Genomic DNA, 15,410 nt, shown 5'->3' on the forward strand with positions numbered 1-15,410 from the left:
CGCACCCCGCGGCTCCCGCGGGGGTCCTGCCGTCCTAGGGGGTGAGCACCAGCCGCACGCCCGGGTCACCGGTGGCCTGGCGGCGCCAGGCGTCGGCGACGTCGGTCAGCGGCACCGCCTCGTGCGCCACGCCGAGCCGCCCGGCGGCCGCGTGCCCGGCGACGGCGGTGAGCGCGTCGCGCCGCTGCCCGGGGGTGAGCGCGTTGTTCGTGTAGCCGAGCACCGACGCCGACCGCGAGCGCAGCGCCGCCGAGGAGAACTCGGCGGTGTCCCCGGAGGCGCCGCCGAGGTTGACCAGCCGCCCGCCGTCGGAGAGCACCCGGGAGGCCGCCGTCGCCGCGGCGCCGAACACCGGGTCGACGACGACGTCGAGCCGGCCGCCCAGCGCGTCGCGGAACCGCCCGGTCAGCGCGTCGGCGTCACCGTCGAGCGCGACCACGTCGTCGGCACCCGCCGCCAGCGCCCGGTCCCGGGCCCGCTGCGAGCGGGCCACCGCGACGACCCGCCGGGCGCCGAGCACCCGGGCCGCCCCGACGGCGACCTGCCCCACGGCGCCGCCGGCGCCGAGCACCAGCACGTGCTCGCCGGGCTGCAGGCCGCCGCGCCAGGTGAGCGCCATCCACGCGGCCACGCCGGACAGGCCGAGGGCGGCCAGCGCGGCGTCCGGGAGATCGGCGTCCACCGGCACCACGTCGACCGGCGGCACCAGGCAGCGCTCGGCCAGGCTGCCGTCGCCGGGCGCCATGCCGGCGCTGGTGGCGAACCAGACCCGGGTGCCGGGCGCGAGCTCGGCGGAGCTCTCCACGACCCCGACGCCCTGCACGCCGGGCACGTACGGCACCGCCGGCCGGCCGAAGTACGAGGTGCCCGAGGCGCAGAGCAGGTCCAGCGGCACCAGCGGTGCCGCCGTCACGCGGACGACGGTGTCCCCGTCGGCCGGTGCCGGGTCCGGGTGCTCCGCGAGCGCCGGCACCTCGCCCGGCGTCCGCACGACGGCGGCCCGCACGGCCCGGCCCTCAGCCGTCCCGGCCGGCCGCGGGCAGCGGCGGCGCGACGTAGGGGTCGGGGTCGACGGGCCGGTTGTTGAGGTCCACCGAGAGGAAGATGTCGTTGGCGACCGGGTGCCGCAGCTCCTCGGCGAGCTGGCCGATGAGCCCGGCGGTGCGGGCGAGCAGCGCGAAGCCGCGCAGCAGCTCCAGCGGCAGGCCGAGGTCGGCCAGCGCGGCGCCGCAGACGCCGGCGCCGTTGAGCGGCAGCCGCTTGCCGAGCACCTGCTCGTGCACCCGCCCGATCGCGGCGAACAGCGCCAGGTGCGGGCCGGAGACGCCCTCCTCGGCGGCGATCTCCATGAGCCGGGGGGTGCGCGGGTCGCCCTGCTTGTGCACGTGGTGGCCCAGGCCCGGCACGAAGCGGCCGAGCGCCCGCTGCGCGGTGACGGTCTCCAGCGCGAGGGCGTCCCACCCGGCGTCGTCGGTGGGCAGCTCGCCCTCGACCCCGGCGAGCACGTCGTGCAGGAAGCGGCCGCAGTCCTCGGTGACGCCGAGGAAGCGCGAGCCGCCGCCGAGCAGGCCGGCGGCGAGCGCGCCCTGGATGGAGTCCGGAGCGCTCAGGTAGGTCAGCCGGGTGACGATCGCCGTCGGCGTGTAGCCGTGGTCGGCCAGCGCCGCGAGCACCGCCTCGAACACCCTGGTCTCGCCCGGGGTGGGCCGGCGCTGCGTGGCCAGCCAGAACGACAGCTCACCGAAGCCGACCGTGCCCATCACGTCGCGCGCGAGGTCGGTGCCCAGCAGCGTGATCGACTCCAGGCTCGAGGCGCCCAGGGCCGTGCGGTACTCGGGTCGATCGTCCATGTGTGCGCTCACTGGGTCTTCTCCTCGGCGCTCAGCCAGCGCCGGATCTCGGCGCCGTGCTCGTCCAGCGCCGGCGGGGGCAGCCGGTAGGTGGCCTCGGTGGCCGAGAAGGTGATCGGGTTGCGCACCGACGGGATGGCGGCCGCGCCCTCGCCGACGCTGACCACGGGGTCCAGGCCGATCTCCTCGGCGAACGCGACGCCCTGGTCGATGGTGTTGATCGGCCCGCAGGGCACGCCGGCGCCGATGATGTCGCGGAACCACTCCATCTTCGTGCGGGTGCGCAGCCGGGCGACCAGCAGCGGGCGGAGCGCGTCGCGGTTGGCGGTGCGGTCCTCGTTGCGGCCGAACCGGGGGTCGTCGGCCAGCTCGGGGACGCCGAGCACCTGGCACAACTTGCGGAACTGCCCGTCGTTGCCGGCGGTGACGATCAGGTCGCCGTCGGCGCAGGGCAGCGGCTCGTAGGGGAACAGGCTCGGGTGGCTGTTGCCCATCCGGTAGGGCACCACGCCGCCGGCGACGTAGGCGCTGGTCTGGTTCACCAGGCCGGAGAGCGCCGAGGAGAGCAGGTTGACCTCGACGTGCTGGCCGGCGCCGGTCTCGTGCCGGTGGTTGACCGCCGACAGGATGCCGATGGTGGCGTGCAGGCCGGCCATGACGTCGAACAGCGCGACCCCGCCCCGGAACGGTTGGCCGTCCGGGTCGCCGGTGAGGCTCATGAAGCCCGAGATCGCCTGCACGATGAGGTCGTAGCCGGGTAGCGCCGCCCCGCCGGGGCCGCTGCCGAAGCCGCTGATCGAGGCGTAGACGACCCGCGGGTTGACCGCGGCGACGGCCTCGTAGTCCAGGCCGAAGCGGGCCAGGCCGCCGGGTTTGAAGTTCTCGACGAACACGTCGGCGCGGCGGGCCAGCTCGCGGGCGACCTCGACGTCGGCCGGGTCCTTGAGGTCCAGCGCGATCGACCGCTTGTTCCGGTTCGCGCCCAGGTAGTAGGTCGCGACGCCCTCACGCACCGGCGGCTGCCAGGTGCGGGTGTCGTCCCCGCCGGGGCCCTCCACCTTGACCACCTCGGCGCCGAGGTCGGCCAGCAGCATCGTGCTGTACGGGCCCGGCCAGGATCCGGGAGAAGTCGGCCACGAGGAGCCCGGAGAGCGGCCCCCGTGCGGCCGGGGCGGGCGTGCCCGGTCCTGTCGTGTCGGCGCTCATGAGCGGTCGGTGCCTCCTCGGGACGGCGATCTGCGGACGGTTGTCCGCCGGAACCGCGAGGAGTGTCGACCGGGCTCGGTCACGCTGTCAACCGGAGCGCGCGACCGCCTGCGCCCAGCACGCGAACCGGTTGACACGGCGGCCGCAGCGGGCCAGGGTGACCCGCATCGCACCGCATGTCCGCACACCGGACGCCCGTCCGTGTCGTGCGTCCAAGGTTAGGAGGGAACGATGAGCAACCCCGAGCCCACTCCGGGAGCCGGTCGCCCGGTGGTCCTGCGCGGCGGCACCGTCCTGACGATGGACGACGCCGGCACCGTGCTCGAGGGCGCCGACGTGCTGGTCGTCGGCGACCGCATCGCCGCCGTCGGGCAGGCGCTGGAGGTGCCCGAGGGCACCGAGGAGATCGACGCCCGCGGCGGCATCGTCATGCCCGGCATGATCGACACCCACCGGCACATGTGGCAGACCGCGATGCGCGGCTACGGCGCCGACTGGACGCTCACCCAGTACTTCGTCTGGTACTACCTCGAGCACGGCCGCACCTTCCGCCCCGAGGACGTCGCCGCCGGCAACCGGCTGGCCGCTCTGGAGGCCCTCGAGGCCGGCGTCACCACCACCGTCGACTGGTCGCACGGGCTGCAGAGCGTCGACCACGCCGAGGCCGCCGTCGAGGCGCTGCGCTCGGTGCCCGGCCGGTTCGTCCTGGCCTACGGCAACATCCAGGCCGGCCCGTGGGAGTGGACCGCCGACCCGGCCGTCCGCGCCTTCCTCGAGCGCACCCGGGACGCCGCGGACGACCTGCTCGGCCTGCAACTCGCCTTCGACGTCACCGGCGACCCCGCCTTCCCGGAGAAGGCGGCGTTCGAGGTGGCCCGCGACCTGGGCCTGCCGGTGACCACCCACGCCGGCGTCTGGGGCGCGACCAACGACGACGGCATCCGGCTCATGCACGACAACGGCTTCATGACCCCCGAGACCGTGTACGTGCACGCCGCCACGCTGACGCCGGACTCCTACCACCGGATCGCGGCCACCGGCGGCTCGATCTCGGTCTCCACCGAGTCCGAGCAGAGCGCCGGGCAGGGCTACCCGCCCACCTGGCAGGTCCGCAAGCACGGCATCCCGGTCTCGCTGTCGATGGACACCAGCGTCTGGTGGAGCGCCGACCTGTTCTCGGCGATGCGCACCACCCTGGGCGCCGACCGCTCCCGCGAGCACTTCGAGGCGCACCTGACCGGCGAGACGGTGACCCACGTGGCGCTCCGGGCGCGCGACGTCGTCCGCTGGGCGACCCGGGGCGGGGCGACGGCGCTGGGTCGCGACGACCTCGGCTCCCTGCAGCCGGGCCAGAAGGCCGACGTCGTCCTGCTGCGCAACGACGACTCCCCGGTCTCCTTCCCGGTGCTCAACCCCTACGGCCACGTCGCCTTCCAGGCCCAGCGCGGCGACGTGCACACCGTGCTGGTCGACGGCAAGGTCGTGAAGCACGCGCACAAGCTGGTCGGCGTGGACCTGGCCGCCGTGCGCCGCGAGGTGGAGGCCAGCGTCGAGCACCTGCGCTCCACCCTGGGCGAGGAGGTCTGGGCGCAGGGCATGAACCCCGACCTGCCCGACAACCAGCTGCTCGACAACCCGTACCAGTACACCGACTACAAGTCCGACAGCACGCGCACCGCCCGCGAGGAGGTCTTCGAGGACCACCTGGCGAACGAGCGCTGACAGCCGGACCGGAGGACAGCTCATGGCAGGACGCGGCACCGGCCCCGACTTCGTCGAGGCGCTCGCCCGGGGGCTCGACGTCCTGGCCTGCTTCGACCGGGACTCCCCCACGATGACGCTGTCGGAGGTGGCGGCGGCGGCCGGGCTCGCCCGGCCGACCGCCCGCCGCCTCCTGCTCACCCTGGAGGAGCTCGGCTTCGTGCGGGTCACCGGCGGGGCGTTCGCGCTCACGCCCAAGGTGCTCACGCTGGGCATGGCCTACGTGGGTGCCCTCGGCCTGTGGGACATCGCCCGCCCGCACCTGGAGGCGCTGGTCGCGCGCACCGGCGAGTCGTCGTCGATGGCGCAGCTGGACGGCTCGGACATCGTCTACGTCGCCCGGGTGTCGGTCCCGAAGATCATCACGCTGCGGGTGGAGGTCGGGACGCGCTTCCCCGCCGTCCAGACCTCGCAGGGCAAGGTGCTGCTCGCGGCGCTGACCGCCGACGAGCTGGCCGCGGCGCTGGCCGAGGACAGCCGCGCCGGGCTGCCGCCGTTCATCGGGCCGTCCTCCCCCGCACGCAGCCCCGAGCGGCTGCGCGACGAGCTCACCGAGGTGCGCGCCCGCGGGTGGGCGCTCGCCGACGAGGAGCTCGCCCCCGGCGTCCGCTCGGTCGCCGTCCCGGTTCGGGACGGCACCGGGACGGTGCGCGCGGCCATGAACGTGACCGTGCACGCCGCCGAGACCAGCACCGAGCGGCTGCTGGAGGAGCACCTGCCGCTGCTCCAGCGCACCGCCGGCGAGGTCAGCGCCGAGTGGGCGCTGTGGCAGACCCGCCCGCACGTCGAGCTGCACCGGCCCGCCGACGGCGGATCGGCCACCGCCTGAGCCCCCGCTAGGTTCTCCCCCGTGCTGAACGTCCTCTCGATCCAGTCCCACGTCGCCTACGGGCACGTCGGCAACGCCGCCGCCGTCTTCCCGCTCCAGCGGCTGGGGGTCGAGGTGTGGCCGGTGCACACCGTGCAGTTCTCCAACCACACCGGCTACGGCGCCTGGACCGGGCGCGTCTTCGACGGGCAGGCCGTGGAGGAGGTCGTCGACGGCATCGCCGACCGCCAGGTGCTCGCGCACTGCGACGCCGTCCTCTCCGGCTACCTGGGCTCGGCCGACATCGGGCACGCGGTGCTGCAGACGGTCTCCCGGGTGCGGGCCGCCAACCCCGATGCGCTGTACCTGTGCGACCCGGTGATCGGCGACGTCGGCCGCGGCGTCTTCGTCCGTCCCGGCATCGAGGAGCTGATGCGCGAGGTGACCGTCCCGGCCGCCGACGTCGTCACCCCCAACCACTTCGAGCTCGACCTGCTCTCCGGGATGACCACCCGCTCGCTGGAGTCGGTGAAGGACGCCGTCGCCGCCGTGCAGGCGCTCGGCCCGCGGGTCGTGCTCACCACGTCGCTGGACACCGAGGACACCCCGGCCGACGCGGTGGACCTGCTGGCCTCGGCCGAGGGGCGGCACTTCCGCGTCCGGACGCCGAAGCTGGGCGTCTCGGTCAACGGTGCCGGTGACGCGATCGCCGCGCTGTTCCTGGCCCACCTGCTCAAGACCGGCTCGCCGGCCGACGCCCTGGCCGCGGCCGCCGCGTCGGTGTTCGGCCTGCTGGCGCGCACCGAGGCCGAGGGTTCGCGGGAGATCCTGCTGGTCGCCGCCCAGGACGAGTTCGTGCAGCCCAGCCGCACGTTCCCCGTCGAGGAGGTCTGACCGCCGCGGCTCAGCCGCGCACCGCGACCCCGAGGACCTGCGGGGCGGTCGGCGCCGGGAGCCGCACGTCGGGGAAGCGGAAGCGCTCCACCCGCTCGACGGCGAACCCGGCGTCGGTGATCGCGTCGAGCGTCTGCCGGGAGCAGTGGCAGCCGCCGCCGACGGCGGGCCAGACGGTGCGGTCGAGCAGGCGCTGCACCCGCGCGGCGCCGGGACGCCCGGACCGCACGTGCTCCCAGAACAGCAGCCGGCCGCCGGGCCGCAGCACCCGCCGCAGCTCCGCGAGGGCGGTGGCCTGGTCGGGGACGCTGCACAGCACGAGCGAGGCGACGGCGGTGTCGACGGACGCGTCCGCGGCGGGCAGGGCGTCGGCGGTGCCGTCGACGACGGTGACGGGGACGCCGGCCCGCTCCCCGGCCTGCTCGGCGAGCGTGCGCAGGTGCGGCTCGGGCTCCACCGCGAGCACTTCGTCGACGCCGGGCGGGTAGTGCGCGAAGTTCGCGCCGGTGCCCGCACCGAGCTCGAGCACCCGCCCCCGCGCTTCCGCGAGCAGCCGCGCGCGGTGCTCCGCCGCGCCGTGCTCCTCCGCCGCCGCGGCGATCCGCACCCACATCCGCGCGAACCAGGGGTGGTGCACCGTCGTCCCGCCCGCGCTCCGGGTCATGGCCTCACCCTGGCCCGCGCCCGCCCGGCGCGGCAAGGGGCGCCTGTCCCTCCCGGTCGCGCGTGCCGGCCGACTCCCGCGTGATCAACGCGCACTGGTGGTCGCCTCAGCCGTCGTCAAGACGACCCTCAGCGCGCGTTGATCATGGTTCGGCGGCCCGCGGCGGAGCGGCACGAGGGACGTTCCTGCCACTGGGTCCCACCCCGCCCGACTGAACGCGCCGGCCCGCGCGAGGATGCCACCGTGGACGATCGTCCGATCCGACGCTTCCGGCCGGACCCCGGCATGGCCGCACCGACCGACGAGCAGCGTGCCCGCTGGCCGCTGACGGTCCCCGCTGTGGCCCAGCTCCTCGCCGAGGGGCTCGAGATGCCGTCAGGCGCTCTGGTGCTGGTCGGCGAGAACGGCTCGGGCAAGTCAACGGTGATGGAGCTGCTCGCCGTGACGCTCGGCCTCAACCCCGAGGGCGGGTCGGTGAACACCCGGCATCGCACCCGGGCCAGCGAGCCGGGATCGATGGGGCTGGTGGTAGAGCGCAGTCCCGGAGCTTCTCGGTGGGGGTACTTCCTGCGTGACGAGACGCTGCACGGGCTCTACTCCTACCTGGAGGCCAACCCGAGCTCGCGCTCCTCGGAACCCCGATTCCACGAGCTGTCACACGGCGAGGCGTTCCTGCAGGTGCTCGGCGATCGCGCCCGAGGGGCCGGCACCTACCTGCTCGACGAGCCCGACGCGGCGCTCTCCTTCGGCGGCAGCCTGGCGCTGGTCGCCGCACTGCTGGACCTGGTGGCGGCTGGTGCGCAGGTCGTCGTCGCCAGTCACTCTCCGGTCATCGCGGCGCTGCCTGGCGCGCAGTTGCTGGAGGTCGGCAGTTGGGGCATGCGGCCGGCCCGGTGGGAGGAGTTGGAGCTGACCCGCAGCTGGCGGCAGTTCCTGGCCGCACCGGCGTCCTACCTACGCCACCTCTCCTGAGCCGGCGCCCTGCGCTTCTGCTCGGTCCCCCCGTTCCCACGCCGATCCGCCTGCGCGTCGCCTCGCGCCGTCCCGAGGCGACGCTCGTCCGCATCCGGGCGGCATCGGGACGTGCGCGGGTGACCGACGACGCAGCGGGGAGGGCACCGGAGCGCGGATACTGTCCAGTCGTGCCCCTCGTGAACCCGACCGTGTCCCGCGCTGCCCGGACGGAGCTCCGATGAGCGTCGTCGAGGAGCGCGCCGGCGGATCGCGCCCGGCACAGGAGGCCGTCGGCGAGGCCCGGCGCCGCCGCACGTTCGCCGTCATCAGCCACCCGGACGCCGGCAAGTCCACGCTCACCGAGGCGCTCGCCCTGCACGCCCGCGTCATCGGCTCGGCCGGCGCGGTGCACGGCAAGGCCGGCCGGCGCGGCACCGTGTCGGACTGGATGGACATCGAGAAGGCCCGCGGCATCTCGATCACGTCGGCCGCGCTGCAGTTCGAGTACCGCGACGCGGTCATCAACCTGCTCGACACCCCCGGCCACGCCGACTTCTCCGAGGACACCTACCGCGTGCTGACCGCGGTCGACGCCGCGGTCATGCTGGTCGACGCCGCGAAGGGCCTCGAGGCGCAGACGATGAAGCTGTTCGCCGTCTGCCGGCACCGCGGCATCCCGGTGCTCACCGTGATCAACAAGTGGGACCGCCCGGGCAAGGACGCGCTCGAGCTCATGGACGAGATCAGCGAGCGCACCGGCCTCACGCCGACGCCGCTGACCTGGCCGGTCGGCATCGCCGGCGACTTCCGGGGCGTCCTCGACCGCGCCGACGGGACCTACCGCCGGTTCACCCGCACCGCCGGCGGCGCCACCATCGCGCCGGAGGAGACGCTGCCCGCGGCCGCCGCGCTGGCCCGCGAGGGCGACGCCTGGCAGCAGGCCGTCGAGGAGGTCGAGCTGCTGGAGGCCAGCGGCCAGGACCACGACCAGTCGTTGTTCCTCGACGGCGTGACGACGCCGGTGCTCTTCGCCTCGGCGGTGTCGAACTTCGGCGTCGGCGCGCTGCTGGACACCCTCGTCGACCTCGCGCCCGCCCCCACCGGCATGCCCACCGCCGACGGCGCGGTGCGCGAGCTCACCGATCCGTTCAGCGCCTTCGTGTTCAAGGTGCAGGCCGGCATGGACACCGCGCACCGCGACCGGCTCGCGTTCATCCGGATCTGCTCGGGCGTCTTCGAGCGCGGCATGGTCGTGACCCACGCCCGCACCGGCCGCCCGTTCGCCACCAAGTACGCCCAGCACGTCTTCGGTCGCGACCGGCGAGAGCATCGACACCGCCTACCCCGGCGACGTCGTCGGCCTGGTCAACGCCAACGCCCTCGGCGTCGGCGACACGCTGTACGCCGACCGCCCGGTGCAGTTCCCGCCGCTGACCACCTTCGCGCCCGAGCACTTCGCCGTCTGCCACAGCAAGGACGCCGCCAAGCACAAGCAGTTCCGCAAGGGCATCCAGCAGCTGGACAGCGAGGGCGTCGTCCAGGTGCTCACGTCCGACCGCCGCGGCGACGGCACCCCGGTGCTCGCCGTCGTCGGGCCGATGCAGTTCGAGGTCGCGCAGCACCGCATGGCGCACGAGTTCGGCGCCCCGGTCGAGCTGGACCGGCTGCCGTACAGCCTGGCGCTGCGCACCGACGAGGCGTCGGCGCCGGGCATCCTGGCCGCGGCCCGCAACGCGGAGATCCTGCGCCGTGCCGACGGCGAACTGCTCGCCGTCTTCCCGGACAAGTGGGGCCTGCGCGTGCTCCAGCAGAACAAGCCCGAGCTGACCCTGGAGCCGCTGGTCGCCGCCCAGCTCTGAGCCGGCCCAGCGCGGACCGGCTCAGCGCAGGCAGGCTCAGCGCGGGCCCGGCACCTCCGCCCGGCGGGTCGCGGTGAGCAGCAGGTACTCCCACTCCAGGCCACCGTCCCGTTCGAACCGCCGAAGGAGGTCGGCCAGGGCGGCGTCCAGCTCCGCGGCCCGCTCGGGCTCGTCGGCCAGGGCCCTGTAGACGGCGATGGTCGGGCCGTACCGCGCCTTGAAGTAGTCGCGGAACTCCTCGCCGGTGCCGAAGATCCCGACCGGCAGGGCCCGTCGCTCGACGCGGACGTCGGTGACCCGGTCGCCCAGCAGTTCGCGCACGTGCTGCTCGTCGCCCCACAGCGGCGGCGGCTGCGCCCCGGGCGGGGGCGGCGGCGCGTAGGGCTTCATGGTGGCGAACATCTGGCCGATGAAGCCCTCCGGCGTCCAGTTGATCAGCCCGATGCGACCACCCGGCCGGCACACGCGGAGCAGCTCGTCGGCCGCGGCAGCGTGGTGCGGCGCGAACATCACGCCGACGCACGAGACGACGACGTCGAACTCCCCGTCGGCGAACGGCAGTGCCTCCGCGTCGGCCTCGCGCCACTCCAGCTGCAGCCCGCGCTCCGCGGCGCGCGCCCGGCCCGCCTCGAGCAGCTCCGGGGTGAGGTCGGAGGCCACCACCCGCGCGCCGGCCTCGGCGGCGGCGAGCGCGATGTTGCCGGAGCCGGCGGCGACGTCGAGGACGCGGTCCCCGGGACCGATGCCGCACGCCGCGACCATCGCCGGGCCGAGGTCGAGCAGCAGGTCGTCGGCGAGCGCGGGGTAGTCCCCCGTCGCCCACATCGCGCGGTGCCGAGCCTTGAGGGCGCGGTCGGCGTCGGCGGGTGTGCCGGTCGTGGAGGTCATTCGTCCGGGGCCTTCGGTGCGCAGGGCCGGCGCCCCCGTGCGCCGGTGTGCTGGGTCAGCGCCGCCCAGGCTGGCCCGGCGCGCGCCGTGCCCGACAGGGTCCGAGGGCCCGGCTCAGCCGATCCCGCCGGCCCGCAGCACGGCCAGCACCCGGTCCACGGTCGCTTGCTCCACCGGCAGGTGCGGCAGGACGGCGGGCAGCTCCTCGGCCTCGAGCCCGCCGTCGGCGAGCGCGGCCATCAGCAGGTCGGCCTCGCCCGGGGGCACGGGCACCGCGCAACCGGACTCCTCCAGCGCGGCACGGGCGAGGAACAGCGCGCCGGCCAGGCTGTCGTCCGGCACGGCGGCCGCCGCGGCATCCGGTGCGGCCGCCCGGGTCACCGCCTCCGCGGCGCGCACCAGGGACAGGGGCAGCCCCTCGGTCTCCACCTCGAGCAGCGGCGTCGCACCCAGCGCGGCGAGGACGAGCTGCTCGGCGACGATGCGCACCGGCGCCTCCCACTCCCCCGCCCGCACGACGGCGGCCAGGTCGTCGGCGTCCTCCCCGACGTCCTCGGCGAGCTCGGCCCAGGCGACGGGCCGGCGGCTGCGCGCGCGCTCGGCCGCCGCGACGCAGGTCGCCTGCACGAAGGGGGCCAGCAGCTCCTCGTCGAACCGCTCGGCGTGCACGCCGCCCTCGGGCGCCAGCGCGTTCAGCGCGTCCTGGAAGCTCCCCGGCACGGCGTCGGCGAGCTCCAGCCGGCCGTCGTCGTCCCCGCTGAGCGGCAGCCCGCCGGCGGCGCGTTCCCCCAGCGTGGGCCCCGTGGGCTGCGGCAGCCCGCCGCGGCGGCGCAGGTGCGGGCGGTCGGAGAGCCCGACGGCCCAGGCGCAGGTCTCGGCGATCAGCGCGGGCGCCCGCTCGCGCAGCACCTCCCGGGCCAGCAGCCCCATCCAGTCCACCTCGAACACGCGCTCCAGTGTCCCCGCGCGCGGCGGTCAGGCGGCGGGCTCGCTCAGCGGCAGCAGCACCTGGAAACGGGTGTCGCCGGGCTCGGAGACCACGCGCAGGTCCCCGCCGTGCCGCTTGACCACCACCCGCCAGGACACGTCCAGGCCCAGGCCGGTCCCCTGCCCGACGGGCTTGGTGGTGAAGAACGGCTCGAAGACCCGGGCGCGCAACTCCGGCGGGATGCCGGGGCCGGTGTCACCGACCTCGACCAGCGCGCAGTCCCCGTCGCGGGCGGTGCGCAGCGTCAGGGTGCCGGCGCCCTCCATCGCCTCGAGCGCGTTGGCGATCAGGTTGGTCCACACCTGGTTGAGCTCGCCGGCGTAGGCGGGCACCTCCGGCAGGCCGCGGTCGTACTCCTTGACCACGGTGACGCCGGGCCCGATCTTGCCGCCGAGCATGACCAGCGTGGCGTCCAGCCCGTCGTGCAGGTCGGTGGGCTGGTGCGGCGTGCGGTCCATCTGCGAGTACTGCTTGGCGGCGTCCACCAGATTCGAGATCCGGCGGGTGCTGTCGGTGATCTCCAGCAGCAGGCTCTCGGTCTCCACCGTGTAGCCCAGCCAGCGCAGCGCCGGCTCCACCGACGACGCCGCGACCGCCTCCGGCACGCGGTCCAGGTCGGCCGGGCCGAGGCCCGCCGCGACGAAGACGGTCGCCAGCTCCCAGGGCCGGGCGACGTCGTGGTCGGCCAGCCAGTCCTCGAGCGCGCCCTCCAGGTCCGAACGCTCCAGCGCCGGGAGGTCGCGCGCGCCGGGGATGCGGGCGACGAACTCCTCCTGCAGCCCGGTGAGCGCGCGCAGCATCGCGCCGTCGAACGCGCCCCCGGCGAGCATCGCCAGCTTGTGCCGCATGCCGGCGAACCGCTCACGGAGCGCGTCGGTCGCCCGTGCCGCCGCGGCCGCTGGGTTGTTGAGCTCGTGGGTGAGACCGGCGGTCAGCTTGCCCATCGCGAGCAGCCGCTCGCGCTGGCCGACGAGCTCGGCCGAGTTCCGCTGCCCGATGAACAGCCCCTCCAGCAGGTGCACCGCCATCGGGTACCACCGGCGGAAGACCTCGGCGAACGGGCCGGCGGGAAGGGCGAGGAAGCGGCAGCCGGTCACCGCCCGCACCGTGGCGGGGTAGCGCTGCTCGAGCCGGTCGCCGAAGTAGAACTGCACGGCGCCCGAGTAGACGCCGCGGTGCGCGGTCCGCACCGTCTCGACCTCGCTGCCGCCGACGACGCGGACCATCGTCATCGTCCCCTCGAGCAGGACGAAGAAGCACTCGGCCGGCTCGCCCTCGACCGAGACGTCGGTGCCGGCGGGGACCGCGACGACGTCGCCGTTCTCCGCCACCCAGGCCAGCTGCGCGTCGTCGAGGTCGGCGAACAGGAACAGCTCGCGCAGCTCCGCCGGGGTCAGGCCCTCGTGCGTGCTGGTCATCGCTCCCCCAGGTACCGGTGCACGAGGGTGACCGCCATGGCACCCTCGCCGACGGCCGAGGCGACCCGTTTGACCGACTCCGCCCGCACGTCCCCGGCCACGAACACCCCCGGCACGCTGGACTCCAGCAGGTAGGGGTCGCGGTCCGGCCCCCAGCCGCGCGGCCGGCCGCCGTCGGCGAGCAGCCCGGGCCCGGTGGGGATGAAGCCGCGCTCGTCGCGGACCACGACGCCGTCCAGCCAGTGCGTGCGCGGCTCGCCGCCGATGAAGACGAACAGGTGGCCCACCGGCACCCGGGTCTGCTCGCCGGTCCGCGCGTCGTGCAGCGTGACCGCGTCGAGGTGGTCGGTGCCGTGCGCCTCGGCGACCGACGTGCAGGTGTGCACGTGCACGTTGTCGATCTCGGCGAGCTGCTCGACCAGGTAGTGCGACATCGTCGCGGCCAGCGAGGGCCCGCGGCAGAGCAGGTGCACCGAGCTGGCGTAGCGGGCGAAGAACACCGCCGCCTGCCCGGCCGAGTTGGCGCCGCCGACGATGACGACCTTCTCCCCCGCGCACGCGGCGGCCTCGGTCATCGCCGAGCCGTAGTAGACGCCGCGGCCGGTGAGCTCCTCGGCGCCCGGGACGCCCAGGCTGCGGTAGGAGACGCCGGTGGCCAGGACGACGGCGTGCGCGGCGAGCGCGCTGCCGTCGTCGAAGCGCACCACCCGCTTGGGGCCGTGCACCTCGAGGGCCACGCAGTCGCGGGTCAGCAGCATCTCCACGCCGAACCGGCGCGCCTGCCGGCGGGCGCGGTCGGCGAGCTGCCCGCCGGAGATGCCGTCGGGGAAACCCAGGTAGTTCTCGATCCGGCTGCTCTGCCCGGCCTGGCCGCCGGTCGCCTCGCGCTCGACGAGCACGGTGCGCAGCCCCTCGGACGCCCCGTAGACCGCCGCGCCCAGCCCGGCCGGCCCGCCGCCGACCACGACGAGGTCGTAGAACTCCTGCTCGGCCGCGACGCTCAGGCCGACCACCGTGGCCAGCTCGCTCTCCGACGGCGCCTTCAGCACCGCGCCCTCGGCGGTCACGATCACCGGGACGTCGTCGGGTGTCGCGCCGGCCAGCTCCAACAGCCGTTGCCCGTCGGGCTCGTCGGCGCTGTACCAGCGGTACGGGACGGCGTTGCGGGCCAGCAGGTCGCGGGCCCGGAACGACGGCGCCGACCACCGGTGCCCGACCAGCTTCACGCCGTCGACCGACGCCTCCGGGCTCTGCCGCCACGCCTCGATCATCTGGTCGACGACCGGGTAGAGCTTCTCCTCCGGCGGGTCCCACGGCTTGAGCAGGTAGGCGTCGACGTCGACGACGTTGATCGCCCGGATCGCCGCGTCGGTGTCCGCGTAGGCGGTGAGCAGCGCGCGGCGGGCCCGGGGGACGACGTCCATCGCGCGCTCGAGGAACTCGACGCCGTTCATGTCCGGCATCCGGTAGTCGGCGAGCACCGCGACGACGACGTCCCCGCGCAGGGTCAGCTCGCGCAGCGCGTCCAGCGCCTCGGGTCCGGACGACGCCCGCAGCACGCGGAACTCCTCGCCGTAGCGACGGCGGAGGTCGCGCGCGACGGCCCGGGACACGCCGGGGTCGTCGTCCACGCTGAGGAGGACGGGTCTGCCCATGTGCGACTCCTGTCCGGCGCGGACCGGTCGGGGCCGGAGGGGCGGGGTCCGCGCGGCGGCGCCCACGCTAGCCCCGGGATCGCCCCGGGTGCACCCTCCCGACGCACGTGAACGGGGACCTTCCCCGGCCCCGCCGGCGTCCGTACGGTGGCGCGCAGCGAGCCCCGGCGAGAGGGAGCGGATGAGCGACCCGGCGATCGATCCCGCGGTTCCGCCGTCGGGCACGGGCTGCGTCGAGTGCGACGAGCTCGGCGGCTGGTGGTTCCATCTGCGCCGGTGCGCCGCCTGCGGCCACGTCGGCTGCTGCGACTCCTCCCCCGGGCAGCACGCCCGCGCGCACGCCGCGGCCGCCGGCCACCCGGTGGTGCGCAGCTTCGAACCGGGCGAGGACTGGTTCTGGAGCTTCGCCACCGGCGCGGGGGTGCCCGGCGCCGAGCTCGCCCCGCCGCAGTCCCGGCCGGCCGA

Annotated in this window: 13 protein-coding genes and 2 pseudogenes; 7 read left to right on the plus strand and 8 right to left on the minus strand. The window is 75.2% G+C overall.

Annotated features, from left to right (window positions below; genetic code table 11):
• Positions 1–34 precede the first annotated feature (34 nt).
• Genes JKP75_RS23850 through JKP75_RS10455 form a run of 3 tightly spaced genes read right to left on the minus strand, consistent with a single transcriptional unit; the run spans position 35 to position 2,944 of the window.
• Positions 35–1,006 (minus strand): zinc-binding dehydrogenase, encoded by a 972-nt coding sequence (locus JKP75_RS23850; protein WP_200491501.1) that lies wholly within the window; start codon positions 1,004–1,006, stop codon positions 35–37.
• A gap of 10 nt (positions 1,007–1,016) precedes the next feature.
• Entirely contained in the window at positions 1,017–1,850 is an 834-nt protein-coding gene (locus tag JKP75_RS10450; protein ID WP_200493048.1) for a citryl-CoA lyase, read from the minus strand.
• An 8-nt stretch (positions 1,851–1,858) separates the two neighbouring features.
• Positions 1,859–2,944: a CaiB/BaiF CoA-transferase family protein gene (locus JKP75_RS10455; protein ID WP_242473283.1), complete on the minus strand. Its 1,086-nt coding sequence runs from the start codon at positions 2,942–2,944 to the stop codon at positions 1,859–1,861.
• Between the two features lie 343 nt (positions 2,945–3,287).
• Between JKP75_RS10455 and JKP75_RS10460 the strand changes: the two genes are divergently transcribed.
• The 3 genes from JKP75_RS10460 to pdxY are packed head-to-tail and all read left to right on the plus strand — an operon-like array spanning position 3,288 to position 6,519.
• Positions 3,288–4,778 (plus strand): amidohydrolase family protein, encoded by a 1,491-nt coding sequence (locus JKP75_RS10460; protein WP_200491499.1) that lies wholly within the window; start codon positions 3,288–3,290, stop codon positions 4,776–4,778.
• A gap of 22 nt (positions 4,779–4,800) precedes the next feature.
• Complete coding sequence (locus tag JKP75_RS10465) at positions 4,801–5,646, plus strand: IclR family transcriptional regulator C-terminal domain-containing protein (protein WP_200491498.1); 846 nt, start codon at positions 4,801–4,803, stop codon at positions 5,644–5,646.
• A gap of 21 nt (positions 5,647–5,667) precedes the next feature.
• Positions 5,668–6,519 carry a pyridoxal kinase PdxY gene (gene pdxY / locus JKP75_RS10470; RefSeq protein WP_200491497.1) on the plus strand — a complete coding sequence of 284 codons (852 nt, stop codon included), beginning with the start codon at positions 5,668–5,670 and terminating at the stop codon, positions 6,517–6,519.
• Positions 6,520–6,529: 10 nt separating this feature from the next.
• Here the strand turns inward: pdxY and JKP75_RS10475 are convergent, their stop codons facing one another.
• Positions 6,530–7,183, minus strand: a complete 654-nt coding sequence (locus tag JKP75_RS10475; RefSeq protein ID WP_242471940.1) for a class I SAM-dependent methyltransferase — start codon at positions 7,181–7,183, stop codon at positions 6,530–6,532.
• Between the two features lie 285 nt (positions 7,184–7,468).
• Between JKP75_RS10475 and JKP75_RS10480 the strand changes: the two genes are divergently transcribed.
• The 3 genes and pseudogenes from JKP75_RS10480 to JKP75_RS21180 all read left to right on the plus strand — a co-directional run bounded on the left by JKP75_RS10480 (position 7,469) and on the right by JKP75_RS21180 (position 9,996).
• A complete protein-coding gene (locus tag JKP75_RS10480; RefSeq protein WP_200491496.1) occupies positions 7,469–8,155 on the plus strand; it encodes an ATP-binding cassette domain-containing protein in 687 nt (228 codons plus the stop codon).
• Positions 8,156–8,375: 220 nt separating this feature from the next.
• A pseudogene (locus JKP75_RS21175) lies at positions 8,376–9,404 on the plus strand (GTP-binding protein); the annotation flags it as partial.
• Between the two features lie 148 nt (positions 9,405–9,552).
• Positions 9,553–9,996, plus strand: a complete 444-nt coding sequence (locus JKP75_RS21180) for a hypothetical protein (protein ID WP_309229990.1) — start codon at positions 9,553–9,555, stop codon at positions 9,994–9,996.
• Between the two features lie 36 nt (positions 9,997–10,032).
• Here JKP75_RS21180 and JKP75_RS10490 read toward each other — a convergent pair whose 3' ends face one another.
• The 4 genes from JKP75_RS10490 to JKP75_RS10505 all read right to left on the minus strand — a co-directional run bounded on the left by JKP75_RS10490 (position 10,033) and on the right by JKP75_RS10505 (position 14,945).
• Positions 10,033–10,884, minus strand: a complete 852-nt coding sequence (locus JKP75_RS10490) for a class I SAM-dependent methyltransferase (protein WP_200491494.1) — start codon at positions 10,882–10,884, stop codon at positions 10,033–10,035.
• A 114-nt stretch (positions 10,885–10,998) separates the two neighbouring features.
• A complete protein-coding gene (locus JKP75_RS10495) occupies positions 10,999–11,832 on the minus strand; it encodes a hypothetical protein (RefSeq protein ID WP_200491493.1) in 834 nt (277 codons plus the stop codon).
• A gap of 27 nt (positions 11,833–11,859) precedes the next feature.
• The gene (locus JKP75_RS10500; RefSeq protein WP_200491492.1) at positions 11,860–13,290 is read right to left on the minus strand and encodes an ATP-binding protein; all 1,431 of its coding nucleotides are present in this window, start codon (positions 13,288–13,290) and stop codon (positions 11,860–11,862) included.
• A complete protein-coding gene (locus JKP75_RS10505; RefSeq protein WP_200491491.1) occupies positions 13,287–14,945 on the minus strand; it encodes an FAD-dependent oxidoreductase in 1,659 nt (552 codons plus the stop codon). The genes JKP75_RS10500 and JKP75_RS10505 overlap by 4 nt, the downstream gene beginning before the upstream one ends.
• A 181-nt stretch (positions 14,946–15,126) precedes the next feature.
• Between JKP75_RS10505 and JKP75_RS21185 the strand changes: the two are divergent.
• Positions 15,127–15,303: pseudogene (locus JKP75_RS21185) on the plus strand (UBP-type zinc finger domain-containing protein); the annotation flags it as partial.
• Positions 15,304–15,410 lie beyond the last annotated feature (107 nt).

Origin of the sequence: Blastococcus sp. TML/M2B, from assembly GCF_016612865.1 — a bacterium.
GTDB lineage: Bacteria > Actinomycetota > Actinomycetes > Mycobacteriales > Geodermatophilaceae > Blastococcus.